The organism is Pseudomonas sp. ADPe (assembly GCF_014843515.1).
In the GTDB taxonomy this organism is placed as follows: Bacteria; Pseudomonadota; Gammaproteobacteria; order Pseudomonadales; family Pseudomonadaceae; genus Pseudomonas; species Pseudomonas citronellolis.
On sequence record NZ_CP062122.1, the window covers coordinates 4,773,734 to 4,799,628 of the forward strand.

27 protein-coding genes are annotated in these 25,895 nt (G+C 67.9%); 12 read left to right on the forward strand and 15 right to left on the reverse strand.

The window, feature by feature from the left end; genetic code table 11:
* Positions 1-29 precede the first annotated feature (29 nt).
* From IG194_RS21695 to IG194_RS33080, 3 genes are all read right to left on the reverse strand, one after another.
* On the reverse strand, positions 30-866 hold the full coding sequence (locus tag IG194_RS21695) for a hypothetical protein (protein WP_058488716.1): 837 nt from the start codon (positions 864-866) through the stop codon (positions 30-32).
* Between the two features lie 81 nt (positions 867-947).
* Complete coding sequence (locus IG194_RS21700; RefSeq protein ID WP_058488717.1) at positions 948-1,526, reverse strand: tetratricopeptide repeat protein; 579 nt, start codon at positions 1,524-1,526, stop codon at positions 948-950.
* A 130-nt stretch (positions 1,527-1,656) separates the two neighbouring features.
* Positions 1,657-1,785, reverse strand: a complete 129-nt coding sequence (locus tag IG194_RS33080) for a hypothetical protein (protein ID WP_263866472.1) — start codon at positions 1,783-1,785, stop codon at positions 1,657-1,659.
* A gap of 72 nt (positions 1,786-1,857) precedes the next feature.
* Here IG194_RS33080 and dcd point away from each other — a divergent pair, with 72 nt between their 5' ends.
* Positions 1,858-2,424 (forward strand): dCTP deaminase, encoded by a 567-nt coding sequence (dcd, locus tag IG194_RS21705; RefSeq protein WP_009620709.1) that lies wholly within the window; start codon positions 1,858-1,860, stop codon positions 2,422-2,424.
* Positions 2,425-3,208: 784 nt separating this feature from the next.
* Here dcd and IG194_RS21710 read toward each other — a convergent pair.
* The 7 genes from IG194_RS21710 to IG194_RS21740 all read right to left on the reverse strand — a co-directional run bounded on the left by IG194_RS21710 (position 3,209) and on the right by IG194_RS21740 (position 10,459).
* Positions 3,209-3,973: an ABC transporter ATP-binding protein gene (locus tag IG194_RS21710; RefSeq protein ID WP_009620708.1), complete on the reverse strand. Its 765-nt coding sequence runs from the start codon at positions 3,971-3,973 to the stop codon at positions 3,209-3,211.
* A gap of 40 nt (positions 3,974-4,013) precedes the next feature.
* Positions 4,014-4,727, reverse strand: a complete 714-nt coding sequence (locus IG194_RS21715) for an ABC transporter permease (RefSeq protein ID WP_058488718.1) — start codon at positions 4,725-4,727, stop codon at positions 4,014-4,016.
* The gene (locus IG194_RS21720) at positions 4,724-5,449 is read right to left on the reverse strand and encodes an ABC transporter permease (protein ID WP_058488719.1); all 726 of its coding nucleotides are present in this window, start codon (positions 5,447-5,449) and stop codon (positions 4,724-4,726) included. Before IG194_RS21720 ends, IG194_RS21715 begins: the two co-directional genes overlap by 4 nt.
* 82 nt (positions 5,450-5,531) lie before the next feature.
* The gene (locus IG194_RS21725; RefSeq protein WP_009620702.1) at positions 5,532-6,311 is read right to left on the reverse strand and encodes an ABC transporter substrate-binding protein; all 780 of its coding nucleotides are present in this window, start codon (positions 6,309-6,311) and stop codon (positions 5,532-5,534) included.
* A 324-nt stretch (positions 6,312-6,635) separates the two neighbouring features.
* Positions 6,636-9,179, reverse strand: coding sequence for a penicillin acylase family protein (locus tag IG194_RS21730; RefSeq protein ID WP_058488720.1), 2,544 nt, complete (start codon positions 9,177-9,179; stop codon positions 6,636-6,638).
* 595 nt (positions 9,180-9,774) lie between these two features.
* Positions 9,775-9,966 (reverse strand): SEC-C metal-binding domain-containing protein, encoded by a 192-nt coding sequence (locus IG194_RS21735; protein ID WP_009620699.1) that lies wholly within the window; start codon positions 9,964-9,966, stop codon positions 9,775-9,777.
* Positions 9,967-9,973: 7 nt separating this feature from the next.
* Complete coding sequence (locus tag IG194_RS21740; RefSeq protein ID WP_009620697.1) at positions 9,974-10,459, reverse strand: LEA type 2 family protein; 486 nt, start codon at positions 10,457-10,459, stop codon at positions 9,974-9,976.
* Positions 10,460-10,584: 125 nt separating this feature from the next.
* Between IG194_RS21740 and IG194_RS21745 the strand changes: the two genes are divergently transcribed.
* Complete coding sequence (locus tag IG194_RS21745) at positions 10,585-11,133, forward strand: hypothetical protein (protein WP_058488721.1); 549 nt, start codon at positions 10,585-10,587, stop codon at positions 11,131-11,133.
* A 4-nt stretch (positions 11,134-11,137) separates the two neighbouring features.
* Here the strand turns inward: IG194_RS21745 and IG194_RS21750 are convergent, their stop codons facing one another.
* From IG194_RS21750 to IG194_RS21760, 3 genes are all read right to left on the reverse strand, one after another.
* The gene (locus IG194_RS21750) at positions 11,138-11,764 is read right to left on the reverse strand and encodes a trimeric intracellular cation channel family protein (RefSeq protein WP_009620693.1); all 627 of its coding nucleotides are present in this window, start codon (positions 11,762-11,764) and stop codon (positions 11,138-11,140) included.
* 247 nt (positions 11,765-12,011) lie between these two features.
* The gene (locus tag IG194_RS21755) at positions 12,012-12,485 is read right to left on the reverse strand and encodes a YchJ family protein (protein ID WP_043315793.1); all 474 of its coding nucleotides are present in this window, start codon (positions 12,483-12,485) and stop codon (positions 12,012-12,014) included.
* 2 nt (positions 12,486-12,487) lie between these two features.
* Positions 12,488-12,976 (reverse strand): DUF6231 family protein, encoded by a 489-nt coding sequence (locus IG194_RS21760; protein WP_009620689.1) that lies wholly within the window; start codon positions 12,974-12,976, stop codon positions 12,488-12,490.
* A gap of 140 nt (positions 12,977-13,116) precedes the next feature.
* On the opposite strand from IG194_RS21760, the gene IG194_RS21765 reads away from it, so the two are divergent.
* The 3 genes from IG194_RS21765 to IG194_RS21775 all read left to right on the forward strand — a co-directional run bounded on the left by IG194_RS21765 (position 13,117) and on the right by IG194_RS21775 (position 14,902).
* A complete protein-coding gene (locus IG194_RS21765) occupies positions 13,117-13,749 on the forward strand; it encodes an OmpA family protein (RefSeq protein ID WP_009620687.1) in 633 nt (210 codons plus the stop codon).
* Positions 13,750-13,869: 120 nt separating this feature from the next.
* The gene (locus tag IG194_RS21770) at positions 13,870-14,145 is read left to right on the forward strand and encodes a DUF1145 domain-containing protein (protein ID WP_043315788.1); all 276 of its coding nucleotides are present in this window, start codon (positions 13,870-13,872) and stop codon (positions 14,143-14,145) included.
* Positions 14,138-14,902, forward strand: a complete 765-nt coding sequence (locus IG194_RS21775) for a hypothetical protein (protein ID WP_058488722.1) — start codon at positions 14,138-14,140, stop codon at positions 14,900-14,902. Before IG194_RS21770 ends, IG194_RS21775 begins: the two co-directional genes overlap by 8 nt.
* 54 nt (positions 14,903-14,956) lie before the next feature.
* On the opposite strand, the gene IG194_RS21780 is transcribed toward IG194_RS21775, so the two are convergent.
* Complete coding sequence (locus IG194_RS21780) at positions 14,957-15,421, reverse strand: CopD family protein (RefSeq protein ID WP_058070166.1); 465 nt, start codon at positions 15,419-15,421, stop codon at positions 14,957-14,959.
* 387 nt (positions 15,422-15,808) lie between these two features.
* Between IG194_RS21780 and dinG the strand changes: the two genes are divergently transcribed.
* The 6 genes from dinG (at position 15,809) to IG194_RS21810 (ending at position 24,905) form a co-directional block, all read left to right on the forward strand.
* Positions 15,809-17,953, forward strand: a complete 2,145-nt coding sequence (gene dinG, locus IG194_RS21785; RefSeq protein WP_058488723.1) for an ATP-dependent DNA helicase DinG — start codon at positions 15,809-15,811, stop codon at positions 17,951-17,953.
* 85 nt (positions 17,954-18,038) lie between these two features.
* Positions 18,039-20,327, forward strand: a complete 2,289-nt coding sequence (locus tag IG194_RS21790) for a beta-galactosidase (protein ID WP_064987533.1) — start codon at positions 18,039-18,041, stop codon at positions 20,325-20,327.
* 107 nt (positions 20,328-20,434) lie between these two features.
* Positions 20,435-21,580: an EstA family serine hydrolase gene (locus IG194_RS21795; RefSeq protein ID WP_043314158.1), complete on the forward strand. Its 1,146-nt coding sequence runs from the start codon at positions 20,435-20,437 to the stop codon at positions 21,578-21,580.
* 264 nt (positions 21,581-21,844) lie between these two features.
* Complete coding sequence (locus tag IG194_RS21800; protein ID WP_058488726.1) at positions 21,845-22,633, forward strand: OmpA family protein; 789 nt, start codon at positions 21,845-21,847, stop codon at positions 22,631-22,633.
* A gap of 83 nt (positions 22,634-22,716) precedes the next feature.
* On the forward strand, positions 22,717-23,364 hold the full coding sequence (gene pdxH, locus IG194_RS21805) for a pyridoxamine 5'-phosphate oxidase (protein ID WP_058488727.1): 648 nt from the start codon (positions 22,717-22,719) through the stop codon (positions 23,362-23,364).
* Positions 23,365-23,765: 401 nt separating this feature from the next.
* A complete protein-coding gene (locus tag IG194_RS21810) occupies positions 23,766-24,905 on the forward strand; it encodes a glycerate kinase (RefSeq protein ID WP_058488728.1) in 1,140 nt (379 codons plus the stop codon).
* Here the strand turns inward: IG194_RS21810 and IG194_RS21815 are convergent.
* Positions 24,890-25,126 carry a hypothetical protein gene (locus IG194_RS21815; protein ID WP_058488729.1) on the reverse strand — a complete coding sequence of 79 codons (237 nt, stop codon included), beginning with the start codon at positions 25,124-25,126 and terminating at the stop codon, positions 24,890-24,892. The two genes, IG194_RS21810 and IG194_RS21815, sit on opposite strands and share 16 nt — an antisense overlap.
* A 185-nt stretch (positions 25,127-25,311) precedes the next feature.
* On the opposite strand from IG194_RS21815, the gene IG194_RS21820 reads away from it, so the two are divergent.
* Positions 25,312-25,776 carry a glycine zipper 2TM domain-containing protein gene (locus tag IG194_RS21820; protein ID WP_009620666.1) on the forward strand — a complete coding sequence of 155 codons (465 nt, stop codon included), beginning with the start codon at positions 25,312-25,314 and terminating at the stop codon, positions 25,774-25,776.
* Positions 25,777-25,895: the final 119 nt, after the last annotated feature.

Here is a 25,895-nt window from a genome sequence, read left to right on the forward strand (position 1 = left end):
ATTTGCCGGACGCCGTGGCCGCGGTGGCCTCAGTTGACCTTCAGCTTGCCGCCACGGCCCAGCCCGCCCTCGACGTTCTGGGCCTTGTAGTCCTGCAGGGACACGACCATCTTGTTCCAGGCATCGATGAAGGCGACCACCGTGGCCTTGCCTTCGGGCGTGCGGGAAAAGCCGCCCAGCCCCCCGCCGACGCCACCGCCGAAGCCGGCCAGCGCGGCTCCGTAGTTGGTCGCGGTCGAGTTGCCTTCGGCTGCGGCGATCTGCACCGAGGAGCGAATGTCGAACAGCGAGAGCGTGACCACCGAGGCCTTGGTTTGCAGCGCGCCGGCGAGTTGGCCGATGGCGGCGTTGCCGATCAGCCCGCCGAGGGTTCCGGCCAGGCCGCCAATGGCGGAGTCGTTGATGATGATCTGCGGTTCCAGGTAATAGTCGGCGGCGACCCGCTGGCCCTTGTGCTGTTTAGAACCGGCGCGGTATTCGCCGGATAGCCGCTGTATCTCGGTGATGCGCGATAGGCGGGCGTCGGATCGCTGGTTGCCGATCGAGGTGATGACGAAGCAGTTCGATTGCTGTACCGCCAGGCGCAGCAGGGGTTCGATGGAGGTCATCTGCGTGGCGCTGCCGAAGGGGCCGTACCAGTCGGCCTCGCGCCCGTCGTCCACGGCGATGGTGCCCAGTGGCCTGTCGCAGCGCTGCAGCGATTGCTGCGCGCCGTTGCTGTTGCCGCCGGCCGCCGCGCCGGAAACCCCGGCATGCTGTCCCCCCGGCGAGATCAACCCCCCGCCCAGTGCCGCGCATCCATTCAATGTGCCGGCAATGGCCGCGCCCAGCATGTATTTAACAATGCTCTTCGATTTTGATTTCATGTTGTTTTGCCGTTTGGTGTTGGGGGGTGTTTGTTCTTCTGCCAGTTGCCGTTGCGGAAACTTTCGACTTGTGACTTCCAGCTAGCGCCAGTGCCAGTTGTCATCCCGCCAATAACTGCGATAGGGATAGGCCGAGTACCAATAGCGCAGGGTCATTTCCCGCCAATCGGTCTTCCACTTGAAATAGGCAGCTTCGGAGTTTTTGGCGGCGCGGGCCTGGGCCAGGAGTTGCATCGACTCCTGGTCGCCTCGGCCCGCGGCCATCGCCAGCCATTTCTCGGCTTCCTGCGGGTCGGCGCCCATTTCCTCGAGGCCGCCCAGGTAGAGGCCGCCGAGGGCCTTCTGCGCCTCCAGGTCCCCGCGCTCCGCGGCGCTGCGCATCCACTGCAGCGCCTGGTAGCTGTCCTGGGCCACGCCATCCCCGCGGAAATAGCGCAGCCCCAGGTCGTAGGCCGCGCGCGGGTCGCTGGCGGCGAGGGACAGGAGCGCGCTCGAGGCTCGGTCCGCGTCGATATCCGCGGGGTTATTGCCGGCAGCTGAAGATGACGCTGGGGGCTGTTGTGCTCCACAGCCTTGTTCATCGCAAACCGGCTTCGGGTCGTTTGTCGTGCACGCAATCAGCAACAAGGGAAACAGCAGGAGGGGAATCTTTGGATTCATGGGAGTTCCCTGCGGGGCGTTTATTGTGATTTCCGCTGTAGGCAACTTATGGCGGGGCAGGGGACAAAGTATCTTTCACGTCCGGTTCAAGGTGCAGGTGAGGTTTCTTTTGAGTCTTGTGAGATTTTTCTTAAAAATTCAGAAGTATCTCGGCAATATCTGAAATACGCGTTGGCCCGCTACTTTCGCGGCCTGCATTCGTGCATTGCTGGAAGGTCTTCGGCGGGCCTGTGCGCAACGCGTTCTCGACGTTGGTCATGCAGCCTTTGCTGCCGACGGGCGCTGCCGGTAAGATTCGCGTTTCTTTTTCAGCAGCTACGGGACGCCCGCCATGAGCATCAAATCGGACAAGTGGATTCGCCGCATGGCCCTGGAGCACGGGATGATCGAGCCCTTCGTCGAGCGCCAGGTGCGCGGCGCCGACGACAGCCGGGTGATCTCCTACGGCGTCTCCAGCTACGGCTACGACGTGCGCTGCGCGGCCGAGTTCAAGGTGTTCACCAACATCCACTCGGCGGTGGTGGACCCGAAGAACTTCGACGAGAAGAGCTTCGTCGACATCAACAGCGACGTCTGCATCATCCCGCCGAACTCCTTCGCCCTGGCGCGCACCGTGGAGTACTTCCGCATCCCCCGCGACGTGCTGACCATCTGCCTGGGCAAGAGCACCTACGCGCGCTGCGGCATCATCGTCAACGTCACCCCGCTGGAGCCGGAGTGGGAAGGCCACGTGACCCTGGAGTTCTCCAACACCACCAACCTGCCGGCGAAGATCTATGCCCACGAGGGCGTGGCGCAGATGCTGTTCCTGCAGTCGGACGAGGCCTGCGAGGTGTCGTACAAGGATCGTGGGGGCAAGTACCAGGGGCAGACTGGGGTGACGCTGCCCAAGGCTTGAGGCTTGAGGCTTGAGGCGAACGCGAGAAACCGGGCTTTGGCCCGGTTTTTTGTTGCCGGCTGACTCCTGACCTTCAACCTGCTCAGGACAGGCTCCCTCTCCCTTCAGGGAGAGGGCTGGGGAGAGGGGACGGACTTCGACGACACTCCGGCGCTGGGACTTGGCCCCGTTCCCCCTCCCTAACCCTCCCCCGCAAGCGGGAGAGGGGACCGTTCGGTGTGAAGCGGGGCTACGGAGCTCCCTGCGAGACTATGGCGTTGCCGGCTGACTCCTGATCTTCAGCCTGCTCAGGACAAGCCCCCTCTCCCTTCAGGGAGAGGGCTGGGGAGAGGGGACGGACTTCGACGATACGCCGGCGCTGGGCTTGGCCCCGTTCCCCCTCCCTAACCCTCCCCCGCAAGCGGGAGAGGGGACCGTTCGGTGTGAAGCGGGGCTACATCGCTCCCTGCGAGACTATGGCGTTGCCGGCTGACTCCTGATCTTCAGCCTGCTCAGGACAGGCCCCCTCTCCCTTCAGGGAGAGGGCTGGGGAGAGGGGACGGACTTCGACGACACTCCGGCGCTGGGACTTGGCCCCGTTCCCCCTCCCTAACCCTCCCCCGCAAGCGGGAGAGGGGACCGTTCGGTGTGAAGCGGGCTACGGAGCTCCCTGCGAGACTATGGCGTTGCCGGCTGACTCCTGATCTTCAGCCCGCTCAGGACAAGCCCCCTCTCCCTCCGGGAGAGGGCTGGGGTGAGGGGAACGGATTCCGATGGCACGCCAGCGCCGAGCCTGGCACCACCCCTACTTCAGATTCCCACTGAGAAACTGCCGCAACCGCTCGCTCTTCGGCTGGCCCAGCACCTCCTGCGGCGGCCCCTGTTCCTCGACGCGGCCCTGGTGGAGGAACAGCACCTGGCTGGAGACCTCGCGGGCGAAGGCCATTTCGTGGGTCACCAGGATCATGGTGCGGCCTTCCTCGGCCAGGGCCTTGATCACCTTGAGCACCTCGCCCACCAGTTCCGGGTCCAGCGCCGAGGTGGGTTCGTCGAACAGCATGATCTCCGGCTCCATGGCCAGGGCGCGGGCGATGGCCACGCGCTGCTGCTGGCCGCCGGAGAGGAAGGCCGGGTACTTGTCCTCCACCTGGGTCGGCAGGCCGACCTTGGCCAGGTAGCTGCGCGCGCGTTCCTCGGCTTCCTTGCGCTCGACGCCCAGGACGCGGCGCGGGGCCAGGGTGACGTTCTCCAGCACCGTCATGTGGCTCCACAGGTTGAAGTGCTGGAACACCATGGCCAGGCGCGTGCGGATGCGCTGCAACTGCGCCGCGTCGGCCACGCGCATGCCGCCGGGGCTGGCGACCATGCGGATTTCCTCGCCGTCCAGGCTCATGCGGCCTTCGTCGGGCTGTTCGAGGAAGTTGATGCAGCGCAGGAAGGTGCTCTTTCCCGAGCCGCTGGCGCCGATCATGCTCACCACGTCGCCGGTGCGGGTCTCCAGGGACACACCCTTGAGCACCTCGTTGTCGCCGTAGCGCTTGTACAGGCCTTCGATCTTCAGTGTGGTCATGGAGTCCTCAGGTTACGACCGCCGCGCGGCCGGGATGGGTTCAGCCATGGCTGGGGCCGAGGAAGGCCAGCCAGCGGCGTTCGGCGAGGCGGAACAGGCCGACCAGGGTGAAGGAGGTCACCAGGTACAGCGCCGCGGCTATGCCGAAGGACTGGAAGGAGAGGAAGGTGGCGGCGTTGGCGTCGCGGGCGATCTTCATGATGTCCGGCACCGTGGCGGTGAAGGCCACGGTGGTGGAGTGCAGCATGAGGATCACCTCGTTGCTGTAGTAGGGCAGCGAGCGGCGCAGCGCCGAGGGCATGATCACGTAGCGGTACAGGCGCCAGCCGCTCAGGCCGTAGGCGCGGGCCGCTTCCACCTCGCCGTGGGCGGTGTTGCGGATGGCCCCGGCGAATATCTCGGTGGTGTAGGCGCAGGTGTTCAGGGCGAAGGCCAGCAGCGTGCAGTTCAGGCCGTTGCGGAAGAAGGCGTCGAGGATCGGCTGCTCGCGCACCGCCGCCACGCTGTAGATGCCGGTGTAGCAGACCAGCAGCTGGATGTAGAGCGGCGTGCCGCGGAACACGTAGGTGTAGAACTGCACCGGCCAGCGCAGCAGCGGGTTGCGCGAGACGCGGGCGATGGACAGGGGAATGGCGAAGGTGAAGCCGAAGGCGATGGACACCGTCAGCAGCCAGAGCGTCATGGCCAGGCCGGTGATGTGGTAGCCGTCGCTCCAGAGGAAGGCCTTGCCGTACTGCTGCAGCAACTCGATCATCGCAGGGCCTCGCGCACGCCGATGGCGTAGCGGCGCTCAAGGGCGTTGAGCACGATGTTGGAGACGGTGGTGAAGAGCAGGTAGATGGCCCCGGCCACCAGCAGGAAGAACAGCAGGCGGTAGCTGCTCTTGCCGGCGTCCTGGGCGGCGCGCACCACGTCGGAGAGGCCGATGATGGAGACCAGCGCGGTGGACTTGATCAGCACCATCCAGTTGTTGCCCACCCCCGGCAGGGCGAAGCGCATCATCTGCGGGAAGAGCACGAAGCGGAAGCGCTGCAGGCGCGTCAGGCCGTAGGCGCTGGCCGCCTCCAACTGGCCGCGCGGCACGGCGAGGATGGCGCCGCGGAAGGTCTCGGTGAAGTAGGCGCCGTAGATGAAGCCGAGGGTGATGATGCCGGCGCTGAAGGGGTCGATCTCGATGTAGTCCCAGTCCATGTAGTCGGTCAGGTCCGCCAGCCAGGTCTGCAGGCTGTAGAAGATCAGCAGCATCAGCACCAGGTCGGGCACCCCGCGGATCAGCGTGGTGTAGCAGGTGGCGGGGAAGCGCAGCAGCCTGGAGCCGGACAGCTTGGCGCTGGCGCCCAGCAGGCCGAGGGTCACCGACAGCAGCAGCGAGCAGATCGACAGCTTGACGGTCATCCAGGTGCCGTCGAGGAGGATGGAGCCGTAGCCCTTGAGGCTCATGGTCTCGGCCAGGGTACGGAAGAAGTCCTGGAGCATGCGCAGGAAACTCCTTGTGCCTTGTCAGCAGAATAGACCGCACCCGGCCGCCTTGGCGGCAGCCGGGCGCGGTGGACGCGGGTCAGTCGTTGTAGATGTCGATGTCGCCGAAGTATTTCTTCTGCAGCTTGTCGTAGGTGCCGTCGGCGTGGATCGCCTTGATGCCCTTGTTGATCATCTCGCGCAGTTCGTTGTTGCCCTTCTTGATGCCGATGGCGATGTCGGCCGGCATCAGCGGGTCATGCACCGGCTTGCTGATCTCGAAGCCCTTGCCCTGGTCGGTGGTGAGGAAGCCCTGCTCGGCCTGCAGCATGTCCTGCAGCGAGACGTCCAGGCGCCCGGACACCAGGTCGGCGTAGACCTGGTCCTGGTTCTGGTAGCTCTTCACGTTGACCCCGGCCGGCTCCAGCTTGGCCTTGGCGAAGGTTTCCTGGATGGTGCCCTGCTCGACGCCGACGGTCTTGCCCTTGAGCGATGCGGCGGTGGCCTCCAGGCCCGAGCCCTTCTTGCTGATCATCGCGGTGGGGCTGGTGAACAGCTTGTCGCTGAAGTCGATTTCCTTCTGGCGCGCCTCGGTGACGGTCATCGAGGAGATCACGCCATCGAACTTGCGAGCCTTCAGGCCCGGGATCATGCCGTCGAAGTCGTTGGCCATCCACACGCACTTGACCTTCAGGTGCTCGCAGATGGCGTTGCCCAGGTCGATGTCGAAGCCGACCAGGCTGCCGTCCGGCGCCTTGGATTCGAAGGGCGCGTAGGACGGGTCGGTGGCGAAGCGGATTTCTTTCCATTCCTTGGCCTGCAAAGCTCCGGCGCCAGCCAGCAGCACCAGGGCGGAGAGGGTCAGCCATGCTTTTTTCATCGGTTGGAATCCTTGGTGGTTGATTCAAGCAGTGGAACCAAAGGCATAACATCAATGTGACAGCAAGTTTCGAACCAGAGGCGCAACCACGGGCCTCGGCGGTAGGAGACGGACGACAGGCGCGTTCCTACGACAGGTATAGCAGCCGGTCGGGGAAGGGATGCCCCAAGACGGGGCGAGGAGGCGGGGTTTTCGGTAACAGCCTGGTGCGCCGGTTGTGGCGTGGGCAGCAAAAAAAAGGCACCCGAGGGTGCCTTGAAGATGATCATGGAGTAAGTCGACAGATCCGACCCGCCGGCGCGGCGGAAGTTCCGCGCCGCGCGCTCATTTCTGCGGAACGAGGGTCAGGCGCTTGCTGCCGTAGACGCGGTCGAGGTTCTGGCTCTGGAACGGGAAGCTCATGTAGTCGCCCTTCAGCCAGGCGTCGATGCCGTCGGCGTAGTGCGGGCTGGCCGGGTTGCCGGACTGGCCGCTGCTGTTGACGCCGAGCATGGGCTCGCTCTGGCCGAAGTCGACGACCATGCGCATGGCCGGGATCAGCCAGGTGTCGAAGTTCTGGCCCCAGTTGTAGGCCGAGACGTTCAGCGTGCTGTGGTCGCCGCCGGCCGGGTAGGGGCCGCGGTCCAGGTAGCCCTTGATGGCGCCCAGGCCGGCGCGCTGTCCGGCGTCCAGGTAGGGCGCCATCTTGGTGCTGTCGCTGACCCAGTTGTAGGTGTGCAGCTTGCCCCACTGCCAGGCATGGCGGTCGCTGCCCAGCTTCTGTTCGCAGAAGGCGGTGGCGGCGGCCAGGCTGCGCGCGAGGATGGCCGGCTTGTCTTCCTTCTGCGGCGTTTTCACGTCGTCCCAGAAGGGGCTGTCGTCGCGGCCCAGCAGGTGGTCGGCCTGGGCCGAGTAGGAGAGGTCAGCGTTCTGCACGAAGGCCTTCCAGGCCGGGCTGTCTTCCGGGCCCAGTTCGTCGAGGAAGATCTGCTTGGCGCTTTCCTGCAGAAAGGCCTCGTAGAGGGCGGCGTCGGCGGAGCTGGCGGAGAGCTTGCCGTCGAAGGCCATCAGCCGGTCCAGGGCCTCGCGGGCGCGCTCGCGCTGGCCTTCGGGCAGGGCCTGGATCGCCTGCTTCAGCGGCGCGGCCATGCCGGGCGCGTCGAGCATGCCCTGCAGCTTGGCGGCGAAGGGCGTGGTCTGGTCGTACTGCATGGCGATCATGCTGCGCGCGTCGTGGCGGTTGCTGGCGTTGGCCAGCTGGGCGATGCGCTCGGCGCGTTCGGGGTAGTACCAGGAGCTGGACAGCTGCGCGCCGTAGCCGGGTTGCACGGTGCGGTTGTTGGCGGTGCCCAGCCAGCCCTGCTGCGGGTCCTGGTCGGAGGGATGGAGGATCGGGTCGGCATAGCCGTCCCAGTCGTAGCGCCCGTCCCAGCCGGGGGAGGGCAGCAGGCCGCGGCCGTCCTTGCGGTTGGGGAAGCGCCCGGTGACCTGCCAGCCGATGTGCTTCTCGTCGGCGAACACGATGTTCAGCGGCATGGCGCGGACTTCGCGGGTGGCGTCGAAGGCCTGCTCGACGCTCTTGGCCCGGGACAGGTCGAAGAAGGCGTCCAGGCTCTTGTCCGACACCGCCTGGATGCTCTGGTAGGCCAGGCCGTAGCCGCTGCTCATCGGCAGCGGCTGCAGGTCGTTCTTCTTCGCGCCGAGCAGGGCGCTGTTGAGCAGCGGGCCGTGGCGGGTTTCGTAGATGGTCTCGCGCACCGGGCGCTGGCCCTTGATGAAGAAGGTCTCGACGCGCTCGCTGGCCGGCTTCCACTGGCCGTCGGCCAGGTAGTAGAGCTTGCCGCCCTGGCGCCGTACCTGTTCGAGGAAGACGTCCTGGTTGTCGCCCATGACCATGGTCATGCCCCAGGCCAGCTTGCCGTTGAAGCCGGCCACCACGCCGGGTACGCCGGCGATGGTGACGCCCGCGGCGCTGTACTTCGGCGAGCGGATCTGCATGAAGTTCCAGATCGACGGCATCGACAGCGGCAGGTGGGTGTCGTTGGCCAGCAGGCTCTTGCCGCTGCGGCTGCGCTGCGGGGCGATGGCCCAGTTGTTGGAGGCGGCCACGCCGAGCATCTGCAGCCCGGCCACTGCCTCGGCGGCGCCACCGACCTCGGCCAGGCCGGGAATCTGCCCGGCGAGTTTCAGGCCCTTGAGCTTGTCGGCCTCGGCGAAGGGCAGTTCCTCGTCGGGGTAGATGGGCGTGAGCCAGGCGAGCTTCCCGGCGCCGACCTTCTGCGCGAGCACCAGAGAGTCCAGTTCCTCCTGCAGGTTCACCGCCAGGCCGAAGTTGAGCAGGGCGAAGACCAGCGCCGAGTCCTCGGGCTTCCAGTATTCCGGGCGGTAGCCGGACTCGGCGATGTCCATCGGCAGCTTGTCGCGGTAGCGGAACAGGTAGGCGTTGACGCCGCGCGCGTAGGTTTCGAAGAAACGCTTCAGGCGCGGCGAGGAGCCGGCGTAGAGGGCATTGGCGGCCTGCCTGAGGTTGACCGTGCGCATGAAACGGTCGATCTCCAGGGCGCCCGGGCCGACCATCTCCGACAGCCGCCCCTGGGCCATCAGGCGCAGGCCGACCATCTGGCCGATGCGGTCGCTGGCATGCACGTAGCCCATGGCGAAAAGCGCGTCGTGGAAGGTGCTGGTCTCGATCAGCGGCATGCCCAGGGCATTGCGGCGCACCGACACGCTTTCGGCCAGGCCCTTGATCGGCTGCACGCCGGAGGTGGGCGGCAGGCTGTCGGCGTAGCGGTCGTTCAGCCAGGTCTGACAGCCAGTCAGGCTGACGGCGGCGCTGAGGGTGGCGGCGAGGCCGAGTCGGGGAAGCGGGCGGAAGGCTCGCGAGGCCATGGAAGCGTGCTCCTGCACAGGGCTTGCGGAAAGCCGCTACGTTAGAGAGCCGCGCACCTTCGCGCAAGCCGCGGGGGCAGGGAATTCGCGGGGTGTGGGTGGTTCGGGAGGGTGGGCGCGGGGATGCTCGCGATGGGTGTTCGTGCCGCCGGGGCGTCCGGCGTGGCCGGTGAGTCCAATCGCGGACGGAGTCCGCTCCTACCCCACCGGCACACAAGGCCTCGTAGGATGGCGTTGAGCGAAGCGATACCTATCACCACGACCGCATGGGTTTCGCCAAGGCTCAACCCATCCGTTGAGGCGCGCCTCGGCGCCGCCGGTAAGACAGTTGTTCCTACGCCCTCCGGCAAATACGACGCCGCGTAGGATGGCGTTGAGCGAAGCGATACCCATCACCACGACCGCATGGGTTTCGCCAAGGCTCAACCCATCCTACGAAAAGCGTCTCGGCGCAGTCGGCACTACGATCACCGGGGAGGCATGGCATTTCCCTCGTGGGAGCGGATTGCTCCTACAGGGGCTTTTGTGCCCGCCGGATACGAAAACGCCGTTTCCCCTCACGGAAGAAACGGCGTTCTCACCTAGCCCACCCGCCTCAAGCGCCGTGGCACTTCTTGAACTTGGCGCCGCTGCCGCAAGGGCACGGATCGTTGCGGCCAACGTCCTTCAGCGGATTACGCACCGGCTCGTGGCTGTGGTTGCAGTGCGGGCCGTGCACGTGGTGATGATGGTCATGATCATGGTCGTGGTTGCAGTCGGGACCATGTACATGGGGTTCCTGGCTCATGGGTGCCTCACTCCGGGATGAAATCGCCGGGGATTATCTCGCCATTGCGCGCGATATGCACGGTGCGGCCGAACAGCAGGCCGGTCTTCACGTCGCCTTCGAGGCTGTAGCGGATCGGCTTGTCCGGGTCTTCCAGCAGCTTGACGATGTACTTCATGTGCCGCCAGAGGTTGGTCTGCACCGGCACCTCGAAGAACTGCCGGCCATTGGCGGGCACGGTGAACCAGACGCTGGATTCGCCTTCGGCCAGGTCGACGTCGTTCAGCTTGACCTTGTAGGCCAGGCCGCGCACCGGCAGGCTGAAATCGTTCGGGTTGTCGATACGGAAGTGCAGTGTGAACTGTTGCTCTAGCAGGCGGGCTTTCACCACGTCCACTTTCATCAGCTTCACGTCGGGGCTTTCGAAGCTACCGGTCATCCAGCTGCAACCGGAGAGGAGCGCGAAAATCCAGACTAGGCTGATAATTCTTATCGTTTGCGCCTGATAATTCATTTCAATCCCCCAAGACGTCCCAGTGTACCAAGCGGCTGCTTGGCCGCAAGTTGTTGTTGCGTTAAAAGAAGTTGTCCCATACTGGGCCGCCCGTCGGCAGACGGGAGAACACAGGAGTGTGATGGATGAGCCGTTTCGAAATCGTCTTTTCCGGTCAGACGCTTCCAGGCGCTGATCCGGAAGCGGTGAAGGCCAACCTGGCCAAGCTGTTCCAGGCCGATGCGCAACGCATCGCCCTGCTGTTTTCCGGCCGCCGCCTGGTGCTGAAGAATAACCTCGACGCCGCCGCCGCCGACAAGTACCGCGCCGCTCTGGAACGGGCCGGCGCGCAGGTCGAGGTGGTGGACATGGCCCCCGCGGTGGAGGAGATCGAACTGGCCCCGCCGCCCGCCGCCGAACCCGCTCCTACCCCGGCACCGGCCGCGGCTACGCCGGGACGGCTGAAGGTAGCCCCGCGCGACGAGTACATGGCGGCCTTCGCCGAGGTGGACGCGCCGGACTTCGGCCTGGCCCCGGTGGGCGCCGACCTGCAGGACGACAAGGCCGAGCCGCGTGCGCCGCAGGTCGATCTCAGCCAGTTCAGCCTGGCGCCGGTGGGCAGCGACATGGGCCAGGCCAAGGCGGACCCCGCCGCGCCGGCGCCCGACACCAGCCATCTGAAGCTGGCCGACTGAGCGCTCAGCCGTTCTGCTGGGGATCGTCCTTGTAGACGAACTTGGGCATTTCCCAGTGGAAACGGATCGCCAGCAGGCGGAACAGGAAGCCGGCGAACAGGGTGATCAGCATGGCCTGCTCGTTGGGCAGCTCCAACTGGATGCAGATCAGGTAGCACCAGGCGCTGGCGAAGGACACGCTGGCGTACAGCTCGCGGCGGAAGATCAGTGGCACGTCGTTGCAGAAGATGTCGCGCAGGATGCCGCCGAACACCCCGGTGATCACCCCGCTGACCGCGGCGATCAGCAGGCTGTGGCCCATCTCCAGGCCGACCTGGCAGCCGATCAGGGTGAAGGCCACCAGGCCGATGGCGTCGAGCACCAGGAACAGCGAGCGCAGGTGGCGCATCAGCGGCGCGATGAATACCGTGACCAGCGCGGCGCCGGCGGTGAGCGCCAGGTATTCCGGGTGGCGCACCCAGGTCAGCGGGTAGTGCCCCAGCAGCATGTCGCGCATCGAGCCGCCGCCCAGGGCGGTGACGCAGGCCACCAGCACCACGCCGAACAGGTCCATGCTGCGGCGCCCGGCCGAGAGCGCGCCGGTCATGGCCTCGGCGATGATGGCGATGATGTAGAGGGTGGTCAGCAGCATGGCGGGGCCCGCGGAAAAGCGCGCATTCTAGCCGATGGGCCCGATGCACCCAATGGGTGCATGAGGTGTCCCTTTTGGGTGGCAATGAATCCTTTGCTATCCACGCCCGCCGGAAGGCCGCTGGCTACCGGTGCAAGAGAAACGCTGACGTAGGATGGGTTGAGCTTGCGATACCCATTACCATGGCCGCATGGGTATCGCTTCGCTCAACCCATCCTACGAGGCACGCCCCGGTGCGTCCGCCGCGTCAACCGATCCACGGCCCGCAGCATTTCTTCAGCTTGCCGCCGGCGCCGCACGGGCAGGGATCGTTGCGGCCCAGCTTGAGCGGCACCGTCGGGTCGAGGAAATACCAGCGGCCGTCGCGCTGGACGAAGCCGGAGCATTCGCGGTGGCTGTGCTCGCCGTTGGCGTCGTGCCAGCGCGCGGTGAAGGTGACGCGGGCATGCTCGGGCGTGCCGCCGAGCACCTCGTGGCTTTCCACCTCCAGGCCCAGCCAGGTGCTGCCCAGGCTCCAGGCGCGGATGGCCTCCAGGTCCAGGCCGGGCTGCTGGGCCGGCAGCGTGGTGTCGCGCAGGTAGTCCACCAGGCCCAGGGCGTAGGCGCTGTAGCGCGAACGCATCAGCGCCTCGGCGGTGGGCGCCGGCTGGCCGGCGTGCAGGCGGCCGCAGCAGTCCGCCAGGGGCAGGCCGCTTCCACAGGGGCAGCAGGGCTCGGTCATGGTCACCACCAGTACTTGCCGAAGTTTTCCGGGTTGGCCCAGAACTTGGCGTTCAGCCAATCCGGGACCTGCTTGTATTCACGCAGATCGTAGGTGAACAGTGTGAGTGTCTGATCGTCGCGCTGGAAGCGTTCGCTGGCCTGCATGCCCAGGGCGTAGAAGTCGATTTCGGCGACGCCGGCTTCGGCCAGGTCGACCAGCACGGCGACGCGGCTGCTGTTGAGGTTGCGGATGCCGCCGACCAGTTGCAGCGCCGCGCGGCGCTCCAGATGCTCCAGGCAGTCGGCCAGCAGCGCCAGGTCGTAACGCTGCGCCGCCAGTTCCGCCGGCAGCTCGCCTGCGGCGGCGCCGTGCACCTGGCAATCGGGGTGGGCCTGGCGGAAGGCTTCCACGGCGGGAATGCCGCTGGCGCCTACCAGCAGCAGGCGTTGCGGGGCGTAGCGGTCGAGCAGGGCGGCCAGCGCCTGCTGGGGCGTGCGATCGGAAATCATCGGTGTGCGGAAACTCTCGTTCGGAATGCGCAGAGACTAGCCTGTGAACCCCTTCATGGCCTAGTGCTGGCGTATTCGTGCATCGCCGTCTTTACTCGGTAATTGTCGGTTCAGACCCATCTCACAGGAGAGACTGATATATGAGCATCAAAAGGACCGCTTTACCCCTGCTGCTGGTAAGCACGCTGCTCACCGGTTGCGCAGGGTTGCAGAAGTCCGACTGGCCGACCTGCGCATTGGTCGGTGGTGTAGGGGGCGCTGGCCTGGGCTCCATCGAAAGCAGTGCCTGGGCGGGCTGGGGCGCGCTGATCGGCGGCGTGCTCGGCGCGTCCTACTGCTGGGTGCATGGCGAAGGCGAGAAGGTGGTCGAGGCGCCGCCGCCCGCACCGGCTCCCGAACCGGCTCCGGCACCGCTGCCGAAGGAAGAGACCATCGTTGTCAGGGACCTGCACTTCGCCTTCGACTCGTCGAAGATCGACAACCGTGACAAGGACAAGCTCGACACCATCGCCACCCGCCTGAAAGAGGAAGCCTCCACCACCACGCTGGATATCTCCGGCCACACCGACAGCGTCGGCACCGACGCCTACAACCAGAAACTGTCCGATCGCCGCGCCCATGCGGTGGCCAACTACCTGGTGGATGCCGGCGTGCCTGCCAGCAGCATCAAGTCGGTGGAAGGCTACGGCGAAAGCAAACCGGTCGCCGACAACAAGACCAAGGAAGGCCGCGCGGAAAACCGTCGCGTGGAAATCCTGATCAAGCGCCAGTAACACCCGGCGTGTGCTGAAGCGAAAGGGGCCTATGCGCCCCTTTCGTGTTTCCACCGCCTATGGAAATCGTCACCGCCTCCGGAGTATGGTGCCGGCACAAGAAACCGGGGGAGCATCTACATGAAGGCTTTTGTGGGGCTGGGCAAGCTGGTTGCCCTGTTGTTCTGGCTGGCGGTGCTGGCCAATCTGCTGCATCCCTTCGCCCATCCGTTCGCGACCCTGCTGAAGGTCGCCGGGGGCCTCATCCTGCTGATCCACATCCTTGAACTGCTGGCGCTCGGCGCACGCCTGAAGGGGCGTTCGTCTCCCTGGCTGGACCGCATCCAGGTCCTGCTGTTCGGCATCTTCCATTTCCTCTCGCTGCCGGCACCGGCCAAGGAGGGCGGCCATGCGTAAGCTGCTGTTGGGCCTGATGCTGCTGGCGCCGATCGAGGCCGCCAGCGCCGCCTCGGTACAGGTGGAGGCCAATACCGTGCTGCGCCTGCCGGTGAAGGGCGAGTCCCTGAGCCTGGAACACGTCCGCGTAGCGGAGGGCGGCGCGCTGCTGATCCCGTCGCGGGTGAAGGTGCTGCACATCGACGAACTCGACCTGCAGAAGAACGCCCGCCTCGGCGTGTTCCCCGGCGAGCAGCCGCTGCGCATCGAGGTGGCTCGCGGGCACCTCGCCGATGGCAGCGTGATCGCCGCCCAGGGCGCTTCCGGCAGCTTCCATCGCCCGGCCAGCGCCGGCCGCACCCTGACCCTGCGCCTGCAGGACGTGCAGGTGGAGAACCTGCTGGTCGACGTGCGCGGCGGCGTCGGCGCGCCGGGCTACGACGGCCTCGACGGCGCCCACGCGCGCAGCGGCGGCTGCCTGTGGGGCGGCGCGGAACAGGGCGGCGACGGCCAGGACGCCGGCGACGGCCAGACCGGTGGCGCCGGCGGCGTGGTGCGCCTGGAAGTGCCCCAGCAATTCCCCGTGGAACTGGTCAAGGTGCGCCTGGAAGGCGGCGCCGGCGGTGCCCCGGGCAAGCCGGGCAAGGCCGGCGCGCGCAGTGGCGAGAAGGGCTGCCTGCTGTACTCGGTGGACGGCGGCAAGGCCGGCCATGACGGTGGCGCCGGCAAGCCCGGCCCCAGCGGTGCCCAGGGCCGTCTGGACGTAGTGCGTTTCTGACTGTAGTGCGTTTCTGATTGAAACCGGCGCGGGCCCCGCGGCCCGCGCCAATGCTCACCAGTGCGGGCGCGCGGCGACTATCGCCACTAGCGCCAGGCCCAGCAGCAGGTTGCCGCCCACGGTGCGGCGGATGCGTCCCAGCACCGCGCCGCCGGCGGGCCAGTCGGACGCCTCGATGGCGCGGCGCAGCTCCGGCAACTGCAGCGCCTGCACCCGCAGGAACAGCGCCAGCATGGCCACGTACAGTCCCATCATCACCTGCACGTAGCGCGGCGCGCCGGCCACGCCGTTGAAACTCAGCTGCAACATGCCGATACCAGTCACCGGCAGCGCCAGCACCGCCACCCAGACCCACACGAAGAAGCGCCGGAACACCTCGGCCCACAGCTTCAGCCGCGCCGGCGCATCCAGCGCGGCGACGGCCGCCGGACGGAGGATCATCCAGGCGAAGAACATCCCTCCGACCCAGACCAGGGCGGCCAGGACGTGCAGGGCGTAGACAGGGGCAAAGGCGGTCATTCGGCGATCTCCGCTGGCGGTTGAAAATAAGCGCGCTATCATAGCCGGCCCACAGGGTCTGTTGACGTTTTGTCGCGAGCCGCGTTGCAGCGACAAATGGCGCCAGGCTAGGCGCGGGACGCAGGCAATGGCGTTCCCTTGGCAAGTCCCGCAACGACGCATGGCGCCATTTGCCGCGCAACCCGAAGGGACGGGCCCTTTTTTGCGTGGTGCCGCGTTACTCGTCGTTCATTTGGAATGACCAAACCGCTCTCCTCGCGCCTTGCCCCACGCAAAAAATGGCTCCGTCGCGGTCGTGACAAAACGCCAACAGACCCTGCTACCACTGAAAATTTATCCAGCATCCGGACATGTCCCGATGGACAGTCCCGCATGCCCGGGAATTCCATGCTCAGCAACGAACTCAAGGCCACCATCCAGGGCGCCTACACGCGCTTCCTGGAAGCCAAGGAACTCAAGCCGCGCTACGGCCAGCGCCTGATGATCGCCGAAGTGGCCAAGGTCCTGGGCACCATCGAGACCGACGAGGAAGGCCAGCGCAGCGGCGAGCCCGCGGTGGTGGCCGTGGAGGCCGGCACCGGCACCGGCAAGACCGTGGCCTACAGCCTGGCCGCCATCGCCTGCGCCAAGGCCGCCGGCAAGCGCCTGGTGATCGCCACCGCAACCGTGGCGCTGCAGGAGCAGATCGTCCACAAGGACCTGCCCGACCTGCTGCGCAACAGCGGCCTGGCCTTCAGCTTCGCCCTGGCCAAGGGCCGCGGCCGCTACCTGTGCCTGTCCAAGCTCGACCACCTGCTGCAGGAGGGCCAGGCGCAGAACGCCACGGCCCAGCTGTTCGAGGAAGAAGGCTTCCGCATCGACGTCGACGAGAGCGGCAGCAAGTTGTTCAACCAGATGATCGAGCGCCTGGCCGGCAACCGCTGGGACGGCGACCGCGACTCCTGGCCCGAGGCCATCGAGGACGCCCACTGGGCGCAGCTGACCACCGACCACAGCCAGTGCACCAACCGGCATTGCCCGAACTTCCAGCAGTGCGCCTTCTACAAGGCGCGCGAGGGCATGACCAAGGTCGACGTCATCGTCACCAACCACGACCTGGTGCTGGCCGACCTGGCCCTGGGCGGCGGCGCCATCCTGCCGGACCCGCGCGAGACCCTCTACGTCTTCGACGAAGGCCACCACCTGCCGGACAAGGCCATCGGCCACTTCGCCCACTTCACCCGCCTGCGCGCCACCGCCGACTGGTTGGGGCAGGTGGAGAAGAACCTGACCAAGCTGCTGGCGCAGAACCCGCTGCCCGGCGACCTCGGCCGGCTGATCGAGCAGGTGCCGGAGCTGGCCCGCGAGCTGCGCACCCAGCAGCAGTTCATGTTCACCGCCTGCGAGGAGATCGGCGACTTCCGTGCCGGCGAGGACATGGAAGGCCGCGAGCGCCCGCGCCACCGCTTCGTGGGCGGGGTGGTCCCCGAGCACATCCGCGAGATGGGTATCGAGCTGAAGAAGGGTTTTTCCAAACTCACCGACCTCTTCACCCGCCTCACCGAACTGCTCAAGCAGGCCATGGACGGCGAGGGCACCGCCGGTGTCGCCAGCTACCAGGCAGAGGAGTGGTACCCGCTGTTCGGCAGCCTGCTGTCGCGCGCCCAGGGCAACTGGGAACTGTGGACCGCCTTCACCTGCGAGGACCCGCAGGACGGCCCGCCCATGGCGCGCTGGCTGACCCTCGCCGAAAGCGGCAGCTTCTACGACATCGAAGCCAACGCCAGCCCGATCCTCGCCGCCGAGACCCTGCGCCGCAACCTGTGGAACGTGGCCTACGGCGTGCTGGTGACCTCCGCCACCCTGACCGCCCTGGGTACCTTCGACCGCTACCGCATGCGCGCCGGCCTGCCGCGCGCGGCGGTCACCGCCGTGGTGCCCAGCCCCTTCCACCACGCCGATGCCGGCCTGCTGCGGGTGCCGGACCTGAAGGCCGACCCGCGCGACGCCGCCGCCCACACCGCGGCCATCGTCCGCGAGCTGCCGGCCATGGTCGAAGGCGCCCGCGGCACCCTGGTGCTGTTCGCCTCGCGGCGGCAGATGCAGGACGTGTTCGACGGCCTGGAGCGCGACTGGCGCAAGCGCGTGCTGATCCAGGGCAACCTGTCCAAGCTGGAGACCCTCAACAAGCACAAGGCCCGCGTCGACGACGGCGAGCCCAGCGTGCTCTTCGGCCTGGCCAGCTTCGCCGAGGGCGTCGACCTGCCGGGGGCCTACTGCGAGCACGTGGTGATCGCCAAGATTCCCTTCGCGGTGCCGGACGACCCGGTGGAAGCGGCGCTCTCGGAGTGGATCGAGGCGCGCGGCGGCAACCCCTTCATGGAGATCGCCGTGCCCGACGCCTCGCTGCGCCTGGTGCAGGCCTGCGGGCGCCTGCTGCGCACCGAGCAGGACCGCGGCACCATCAGCCTGCTGGACCGCCGTGTGGTGACGCAGCGCTACGGCAAGGCCATCCTCAACGCGCTGCCGCCGTTCCGCCGCGAGATCGCCTAAGGCGCGGCATCCGTAACAGGGGCGGCGCGCCGTCCCAGGTCGCAAATCCCGGTGGCGCCCGGCGCCGCCCCAAGGACAAGGTTGCATGCGTTCACTCCGTTGGCATCTGCCCCTGCTGTTCAGCCTGAGCCTCGCCTGCGCCCCGCTGTGGGCCGCGCCCAGCGAGGACGTCCTGTTCAACTTCGTCAAGCCGATGGCGGTGGTCAGCGTCGGCCTGCAGGACGCCGACCTGCCCAGCGCCACCGCCGAGGCCACGCCCGAGGGCGAGATCCTGCGGCGGGTGAAGTTCCACCCGGCGGCGCGCCCCACGCTCACCCTCAAGCCCGCCGCCGGCAGCTGGGACTGGTCGCGGGCCGACGCCATGAGTCTGCGCATCCAGAGCGCCATGGACTGGGCGCTGACCCTGGAGATCGACATCGACAACCTCGACGGCACGCCCGGCCTGCACGCCAGCGTCGCACTGCCCGCCGGCCCGGCGCAGACCCTGCTGGTGCCGCTGCAGGCCACCGCGCCGCAGCTGTTCGGCATGCGCGCCGGGGTGCCGATGCCGATGAGCCTCGACGGCCAGCGCGTGCTCATCGCCCCGGTGGTCACCGGCGAGCTGCAGCGCAACAAGGTCGGCGCGGTGCGCCTCTACCTGAACGCCCCGAAGGCGGCCCAGGACATCCTCGTCGGCCGCTTCGGCACCCGTTCCGGCGGCGACGAGCTGCGCAAGGCCTACACCGGCATCATCGACGCCTATGGCCAGTCCACCCGCAGCGACTGGCCGGAGAAGGTCAGGAGCGTCGAGCAACTGGCCAATGCCTGGAAGGCCGAGGGCGAGCAACTGAAGAAATGGCAGGCCCAGGCGCAGCCCACCGACACCTTCGGCGGCCTGCCGGAAGGCCCGGACTTCCAGGCCACCGGCTTCTTCCGCACGGAGAAGCGCAACGGCCGCTGGTGGCTGGTGACGCCGGACGGGCACCCGTACTGGTCCCTGGGCGTGAACACGGTGAACAGCGAAAGCAGCCAGACCTACGTCGAAGGCCGCGAATACATGTTCACCGAACTGCCCGCCGAGGGTGAGCCGCTGGCCGACTTCTACGGCCAGAGCGACGACCGCGACGGCGTCGGCGCCCAGCAGGGCAGGGCCTTCGGCCACGGCCGCTGGTACGACTTCTACGCCGCCAACCGCTACCGCGCCACGGGCGGGCTGAGCGGCCAGCCGGCCGCCGACGCCTGGCTGGAGCGCACCCTGGCGCGCCTCGACGCCTGGGGCTTCAACGGCCTGGGCAACTGGAGCCAGCCGGCCTTCGCCGGCGCCTCGCGGATTCCCTACAGCCTGCCGCTGGCCATCGGCGGCGACTACGCCACGGTCAGCACCGGCTACGACTGGTGGGGCGCCATGCCCGACCCCTTCGACCCGAAATTCGCCATGGCCGCCGAGCGCGCCATCGCCATCGCCACCCGCGACCACCGCGAAGACCCCTGGCTGCTCGGCTACTACGCCGACAACGAACTGGCCTGGGCCGGGCAGGGCAACGAGCCGCGCAACCGCTACGCCCTGGCCTTCGGCACCCTGGCGCTGTCCACCGACAGCCCGGCCAAGCGCGCCTTCATCAAGCAGCTCAAGGACAAGTACCACGAGCACGAGGCCCTGGCCGCAGCCTGGGGCGTCGAGCTGGGCGCCTGGGAAGACCTGGACGCGCCGGGCTACCAGGCCCCTGAAGTGCAGGCCGAACACCCGGCCATCGAGCAGGACTACAGCGCCTTCCTGCGCCTGTACGCCGACCAGTACTTCAAGACCCTGCGCGACTCCCTCAGCTGGCACGACCCCAACCACCTGCTGCTGGGCGGGCGCTTCGCGGTGAACACCCCCGAGGCGCTGGCCTCCTGCGCGCAGTATTGCGACCTGCTGAGCTTCAACCTCTACGCGCCGACGCCGCAGCAGGGCTACGACGCCGCCTACGTGCGCAGCCTCGACAAGCCGGTGCTGATCAGCGAGTTCCACTTCGGCTCCCGTGACCGCGGCCCGTTCTGGGGCGGGGTTTCCGAGGTGTACAACGAGCAGCAGCGCGGCGAGCGCTACCAGCAGTTCCTCGCCGCCGCGGTGAAGGACCCGCAGATCGTCGGCGCGCACTGGTTCCAGTACCTCGACCAGCCCGCCAGCGGCCGCCTGCTCGACGGCGAGAACGGCCACATCGGCCTGGTCGGCATCACCGACCTGCCGTTCGCCGGCTTCATCGACGCGGTGCGCAAGGGCAACCAGCAGGTGATGAAGACCATGCTGGAGGAGGCCCGCGCCGCCGCCAAGGCGGCGCCCGAGGCGCCCACTCCGCGGGTCGATCCGGACGCCACCGCCAGCGTCGCGCCGGACGCGCCGGCGGTGCAATAGAGCGGCATTCGCCGCGGCCATGATGGCCGCGGCCCTACCCTGGTCGGGTTCACAAGCCGGCAGGGGGCTGGAAGAATGCGTCTTTCGCCCACAGCCCGGAGTGCCCCATGACCCTGCAAGGCCATTGCGACAGCCGCTTCACCCCCGTAGCCGACGCCTTCGCCGCGCTCTTCGAGGACCCGCAGGAGCGAGGCGCCGCGCTGTGCATCCAGGTCGGCGGCGAGACCCTGGTGGACCTCTGGGCCGGCAACGCCGGCAAGGACGAAGGCCAGGCCTGGCAGGCCGACACCATCCTCAACCTGTTCTCCTGCACCAAGACCTTCGCCGCGGTGGCCGCCCTGCAACTGGTGGGCGAGGGCCGCCTGGAACTGGACGCCCCGGTGGCGCGCTACTGGCCGGAGTTCGCCGCCGCCGGCAAGCAGGCCATCACCGTGCGCCAGTTGCTCTGCCACCGCGCCGGGCTGCCGGCGCTGCACGAGATGCTGCCCGCCGAGGCGCTGTACGACTGGCAGGCGATGACCGCCGCGCTGGCCGCCGAAACGCCCTGGTGGACGCCGGACAGCGAGCACGGCTACGCGCCCATCACCTACGGCTGGCTGATCGGCGAGGTGATCCGCCGGGTGGATGGCCGCGAGCCCGGCACCGCCATCGTCGAGCGCACCGCCAGGCCCCTGGGCCTGGACTTCCACATCGGCCTGGACGACGCCGAGTTCCCGCGCGTGGCGCACGTCGCCCGGGCCAAGGGCAACCTCGGCGACGCCGCGGCGCAGCGCCTGCTGCGCACAATGATGAGCGAGCCGAACGCGCTGACTACCCGCGCCTTCACCAACCCGCCGTCGATCCTCACCAGCACCAACAAGCCCGAGTGGCGGCGCATGCAGCAGCCGGCCGCCAACGGCCACGGCAATGCCCGCGCCCTGGCCGGTTTCTACGACGGCCTGCTGCAGGGCAAGCTGCTGGATGCCGCGCTGCTCGCCGAGCTGACCTGCGAACACGCCCGCGGCGAGGACCGCACCCTGCTCACCGGCACCCGCTTCGGCCTGGGCTGCATGCTCGACCAGCCGGAACTGGCCAACGCCACCTACGGCCTCGGCCCGCAGGCCTTCGGCCACCCCGGCGCCGGTGGCTCGGTGGGCTTCGCCGACCCCGAGCGCAGCCTGGCCTTCGGCTTCGTCACCAACACCCTCGGCCCCTACGTGCTGATGGACCCGCGCGCGCAGAAGCTGGCGCGCATTGCCGGCGACTGCCTGTAGGAGCCCGGGCCAGACGCCGCGCAGCGCCCGGCCGACGAAGCGGCGGAACCTTCCGCCGCGGCTCCGCTCGAATGGCGACTTCATGGGGAAACCGCGCCGGGTTTCGTCGCGGTTTTTCCCCCGCTGCTACGGCCGGGGTTCCACCGCTCGTCAGTTGAAGAGCAAAATACCCATTTCCCTTAGTAAGTTATGTTCGAATCTTGATTCGCGACATTAACTTGTGTCCGTCCCTGTTGCCCAAGACCGTCCAATGGAATTCCGCCCATGAGACTGCTCAAGCTTTCCACCCTGACCCTCTGCGTCACCCTCGGTGCCTGCAGCCACTTCCAGTCCCAGGACGCCGCCGCGCCGGCGCCCAGCCAGGCCAAGGCCGACGGCGGCAGCCACTGGTGGTGGCCGTTCGGTAACAGCGCAGCCAGCGCCCAGGCCGAGGCCAAGGCCCCCGCCCAGGTGCCCAAGCCGGTGGTGGCCCAGGTGGACGCGGCCACCGACAAGTCCGCCGGCGGCCACTGGTGGTGGCCCTTCGGCGATTCCGCCTCGGCCCAGGCCAAGGCGGAAAACCCGGTGGCCGCGCCCAGCGCCCAGGACACCAAGGCCTGGCTGGACCAGCACGAAGCCGCCGTGCGCGCCGCCGTGGCCGGCAGCAAGTTCAGCGTCGAGCGCCGCGACAACGCCCTGGTGCTGACCGCGCCGGTGGACGGCTCCTTCAATCCCAAGCGCCAGGAACTGCTGCTGCCGATCACCCTGGCGCCGCTGGCCAACGTCGCCAAGATCGTCGAGAAGGACCCGCAGGCCGGCGTGTTCATCCTCGGCCACAGCGACAGCAGCGGCGACAAGGCGGCCAACGACAAGGTCAGCCAGCAGCGCGCCGTGGCCATCGCCGCGATCTTCCGCCTGAGCGGCCTGGGCAACGACCGCCTGCGCTACAAGGGCGTGGGTGACGCGCAACCGATCGCCGACGACAAGACCAAGGCCGGCCGCGCCAAGAACCGCCGCGTCGAAGTCATGCTGACCCCGCGTGGCGGCCTGCTGGCCCTCGCCCAGAGCAACTGAAGCAGCGCGGCGCTTGTCGCCGGTCAAGCAATCTCGGCTACCACTGGTTAAGCTAATGCACTGGCTTTTTCGAGGAGACGACGATGGCCCAGACCCTGGCCGACATGCGCCGCGAATACACCCGGGACGGACTCAACGAGGCCCAGGCGCCCGCCGAGCCCTTCGTCCTGTTCCAGCAATGGTTCGAGGACGCGGTGAAGACCGAGCAGTTGCCGGTCGAACCCAACGCCATGACCCTGGCCACGGTGGACGCCGACGGCCAGCCGCACTGCCGGGTGCTCCTGCTCAAGGGGCTGGATGACCGCGGCTTCACCTTCTTCAGCAACTACGACAGCGCCAAGGGCGACCAACTGGCGGCCAACCCGCGCGCGGCCATGACCTTCTTCTGGCCGGCGCTGGAGCGCCAGGTGCGCATCGAAGGCCGGGTGGAGAAGGTCTCGCCGGAAGAATCCGACGCCTACTACCGCGTGCGCCCGCTGGGCAGCCGCCTGGGCGCCTGGGCCTCGCCGCAGAGCCGGGTGATCGGCAGCCGCGAGGAACTGGAGCGGATGCTGGCGGAAACCGAGAAGCGCTTCATGGACGTCGCCCCGCACTGCCCTGACCACTGGGGCGGTTACCGCCTGCTGCCGCAGCGCATCGAATTCTGGCAGGGCCGCCCGAGCCGCCTGCACGACCGCCTGAACTACCGCCTGGTGGACGGCGCCTGGCAGCGCGAGCGCCTAGCGCCCTGATCCCGCACGGTGCTTTTCGTAGGATGGGTTGAGCTTGCGAAACCCATGCGGTCATGGTGATGGGTATCGCTTCGCTCAACGCCATCCTACGGCGGCTCGTACAAAGCTCCGCGCCCTTCCATGTAGGAGCGCGCCCTGCGCGCGATTCGCGGGCAGGGCCCGGCGGGCACGGCTTCTCGTAGGAGCGAGCTTGCTCGCGAACAGACTCCGCTGCGGGGCTCATTCGCGAGCAAGAACTAGGCGTCCCCCTCGATCCTACGAAGAGCGCTCCGGCATGAGTCCGAGTGGGATACGGCCAAGGTCAAACGGCGGATAACGTCGTAGGCGTTATGCGCCCTACGGGGAAACCCTGGGTAATGCGGTGTAGGATTCCTCCTCTCGCCTTGCCCACGGACCCGCCCATGAAACTCGTCATCGCCCCCGATTCCTTCAAGGAAAGCCTGTCCGCCCCCGAGGTCGCCGCCGCCATCGCGCGGGGCTGGTCGCGGGCGCGGCCGCTCGACGAGATATTGCTGCGGCCCATGGCCGATGGCGGCGAGGGCACCGTGGATGCGGTGCTGGCGGCCACCGGCGGCGAGCGCCGCGAATGTGCGGTGCGCGGGCCGTTGGGCGCGCCGGTACAGGCCCACTGGGGCTGGCTGGAGGAGGGCGCCGCGGTGATCGAGATGGCCGCCGCCAGCGGTCTGCACTGGGTCGCCCCGCAGCAGCGCGACGCCACCCGCACCACCAGCTACGGCACCGGCGAGCTGATTCGCGCGGCGCTGGAGGCCGGCGCGCGCAAGATCATCCTCGGGCTCGGCGGCAGCGCCACCAACGACGGTGGCATGGGCCTGCTGCAGGCCCTGGGGGTGTGCTTCCTCGACGAACGCGGCGAGCCCCTGGGCGACGGCGGCGCGGCGCTGGCCGGGTTGCATGCGATCGACCTGGCGGGCCTGGACCCGCGCCTGGCCGGGGTCGAAGTGGAAGTCGCCGCCGACGTGAACAATCCGCTGTGCGGCGAACACGGCGCCTCGGCGGTATTCGGCCCGCAGAAGGGCGCCAGCCCCGAGCAGGTCCGCCAGCTCGATGCCGCGTTGGCGCGCTACGCCGAAGTCGCCGCGCGCACCCTCGGCCAGGATCACAGCCTGTTCCCCGGTGTGGGCGCGGCGGGTGGCCTGGGCTTCGCCGCGCGGGCCTTCCTCAGGGCGCGCTTCCGCCCGGGCGTGGAGTTGGTGGCCGAGGTTTCCGGCCTGGCCGAGGCGCTGCAGGGCGCGGACCTGGCGATCACCGGCGAGGGCCGCCTGGACGAGCAGAGCCTGCACGGCAAGACGCCCATCGGCGTGGCTCGGCTGGCACGGGAGGCAGGGGTTCCGTTGATCGCCCTGGCCGGCAGCCTGGGCAAGGGCTATGGCCGCCTGCACGAGGCGGGCATCGCCGCGGCCTTCAGCCTGGTCCCGGGGCCGATCAGCCTGGCCGAGGCCATGGCCGGCGCCGCGGGTGAACTGGAGGCGCGCGCCGAGGAGCTGGCGCGGCTGTGGAGCCTGGCTCAGCCGGCGCGGTAGTCGTCGGCGGCGCGCTGTAGCCAGGCCGGCAGCTGGCTGCGCGACACGCCTTCGTCGCGGGCCAGTTGCAGGCACTGCAGCAGGTACTCGCGCTTGTGCGGGTCGTCGCCGGCCAGCGACAGCGCCAGGTCGCGGTCCATCCAGCGGCGGATGCGCACGAACAGCCACCAGTGGAAGTACAGGCCGGCGGCGGTGGTGACGACGATGATGAAGTAGTCCATGGGCCTTCCTCGTGGGGATGCTGACCTTACCCCAGGCGGGATGGGGGAATGAACGCGCGCTTTTGCCGCAGCTGTAGGACGAAGCTGTACGGCGGCTGAATCGAACGAAAACTTTGACCTGGCCGGCGTGACAGCAAGTGGCGCGGCAGAGTCTAATATTCACATATCTATCCGGAGGTTCCCGTATGCGTAAATCCGCCTTCCTGCTCGCCGGTTTCACTGCAGTGGCCCTGGCCCTCGGCGGCTGCCAGTCCAGCCTGACCGGCGACACCTACAGCCGTGACGAGGCCCGCACCGTGCAGAACGTGCGCTGGGGCACCATCGAAGCCCTGCGTCCGGTGAAGATCGAGGGCACCAAGACGCCGATCGGCGCCGCGGCGGGCGCCGCCGTGGGCGGCATCGGCGGCAGCGCCATCGGTGGCGGCAAGGGCAGCTACGTGACCGCCATCATCGGCGCCGTGGCCGGCGGCCTGCTGGGCGCGGCCACCGAAGAGGGCCTGACGCGCACCCAGGGCGTGGAGATCACCGTCCGCGAAGACGACGGCAGCTCCCGCGCCTACGTGCAGGAAGTCGACCAGGGCGCCATCTTCCGCGTCGGCGAGCGCGTGCGCATCCTGACCGTCAACGGCACCAGCCGCGTTTCCCACTGATCGGCCCGCTCCGCCCACCCGGGCGGCGGTTCCTGGCGCGCGACACCGGTTTCCGGTGTCGCGCGCTATCGTTTCCGGGTAGCGCTTTTTCCCGCGCCCAGCCTTTCGTAATAGTTCTA

What these genes read in the sequence shown, in the direction of transcription:
- IG194_RS21695 (WP_058488716.1), bottom strand. Translation starts at nt 866, where the DNA reads ATGAAATCAAAATCGAAGAGCATTGTTAAATACATGCTGGGCGCGGCC.
- IG194_RS21700 (WP_058488717.1), bottom strand. Translation starts at nt 1,526, where the DNA reads ATGAATCCAAAGATTCCCCTCCTGCTGTTTCCCTTGTTGCTGATTGCG.
- IG194_RS33080 (WP_263866472.1), bottom strand. Translation starts at nt 1,785, where the DNA reads ATGACCAACGTCGAGAACGCGTTGCGCACAGGCCCGCCGAAGACCTTC.
- dcd (WP_009620709.1), top strand. Translation starts at nt 1,858, where the DNA reads ATGAGCATCAAATCGGACAAGTGGATTCGCCGCATGGCCCTGGAGCAC.
- IG194_RS21710 (WP_009620708.1), bottom strand. Translation starts at nt 3,973, where the DNA reads ATGACCACACTGAAGATCGAAGGCCTGTACAAGCGCTACGGCGACAAC.
- IG194_RS21715 (WP_058488718.1), bottom strand. Translation starts at nt 4,727, where the DNA reads ATGATCGAGTTGCTGCAGCAGTACGGCAAGGCCTTCCTCTGGAGCGAC.
- IG194_RS21720 (WP_058488719.1), bottom strand. Translation starts at nt 5,449, where the DNA reads ATGCTCCAGGACTTCTTCCGTACCCTGGCCGAGACCATGAGCCTCAAG.
- IG194_RS21725 (WP_009620702.1), bottom strand. Translation starts at nt 6,311, where the DNA reads ATGAAAAAAGCATGGCTGACCCTCTCCGCCCTGGTGCTGCTGGCTGGC.
- IG194_RS21730 (WP_058488720.1), bottom strand. Translation starts at nt 9,179, where the DNA reads ATGGCCTCGCGAGCCTTCCGCCCGCTTCCCCGACTCGGCCTCGCCGCC.
- IG194_RS21735 (WP_009620699.1), bottom strand. Translation starts at nt 9,966, where the DNA reads ATGAGCCAGGAACCCCATGTACATGGTCCCGACTGCAACCACGACCAT.
- IG194_RS21740 (WP_009620697.1), bottom strand. Translation starts at nt 10,459, where the DNA reads ATGAATTATCAGGCGCAAACGATAAGAATTATCAGCCTAGTCTGGATT.
- IG194_RS21745 (WP_058488721.1), top strand. Translation starts at nt 10,585, where the DNA reads ATGAGCCGTTTCGAAATCGTCTTTTCCGGTCAGACGCTTCCAGGCGCT.
- IG194_RS21750 (WP_009620693.1), bottom strand. Translation starts at nt 11,764, where the DNA reads ATGCTGCTGACCACCCTCTACATCATCGCCATCATCGCCGAGGCCATG.
- IG194_RS21755 (WP_043315793.1), bottom strand. Translation starts at nt 12,485, where the DNA reads ATGACCGAGCCCTGCTGCCCCTGTGGAAGCGGCCTGCCCCTGGCGGAC.
- IG194_RS21760 (WP_009620689.1), bottom strand. Translation starts at nt 12,976, where the DNA reads ATGATTTCCGATCGCACGCCCCAGCAGGCGCTGGCCGCCCTGCTCGAC.
- IG194_RS21765 (WP_009620687.1), top strand. Translation starts at nt 13,117, where the DNA reads ATGAGCATCAAAAGGACCGCTTTACCCCTGCTGCTGGTAAGCACGCTG.
- IG194_RS21770 (WP_043315788.1), top strand. Translation starts at nt 13,870, where the DNA reads ATGAAGGCTTTTGTGGGGCTGGGCAAGCTGGTTGCCCTGTTGTTCTGG.
- IG194_RS21775 (WP_058488722.1), top strand. Translation starts at nt 14,138, where the DNA reads ATGCGTAAGCTGCTGTTGGGCCTGATGCTGCTGGCGCCGATCGAGGCC.
- IG194_RS21780 (WP_058070166.1), bottom strand. Translation starts at nt 15,421, where the DNA reads ATGACCGCCTTTGCCCCTGTCTACGCCCTGCACGTCCTGGCCGCCCTG.
- dinG (WP_058488723.1), top strand. Translation starts at nt 15,809, where the DNA reads ATGCTCAGCAACGAACTCAAGGCCACCATCCAGGGCGCCTACACGCGC.
- IG194_RS21790 (WP_064987533.1), top strand. Translation starts at nt 18,039, where the DNA reads ATGCGTTCACTCCGTTGGCATCTGCCCCTGCTGTTCAGCCTGAGCCTC.
- IG194_RS21795 (WP_043314158.1), top strand. Translation starts at nt 20,435, where the DNA reads ATGACCCTGCAAGGCCATTGCGACAGCCGCTTCACCCCCGTAGCCGAC.
- IG194_RS21800 (WP_058488726.1), top strand. Translation starts at nt 21,845, where the DNA reads ATGAGACTGCTCAAGCTTTCCACCCTGACCCTCTGCGTCACCCTCGGT.
- pdxH (WP_058488727.1), top strand. Translation starts at nt 22,717, where the DNA reads ATGGCCCAGACCCTGGCCGACATGCGCCGCGAATACACCCGGGACGGA.
- IG194_RS21810 (WP_058488728.1), top strand. Translation starts at nt 23,766, where the DNA reads ATGAAACTCGTCATCGCCCCCGATTCCTTCAAGGAAAGCCTGTCCGCC.
- IG194_RS21815 (WP_058488729.1), bottom strand. Translation starts at nt 25,126, where the DNA reads ATGGACTACTTCATCATCGTCGTCACCACCGCCGCCGGCCTGTACTTC.
- IG194_RS21820 (WP_009620666.1), top strand. Translation starts at nt 25,312, where the DNA reads ATGCGTAAATCCGCCTTCCTGCTCGCCGGTTTCACTGCAGTGGCCCTG.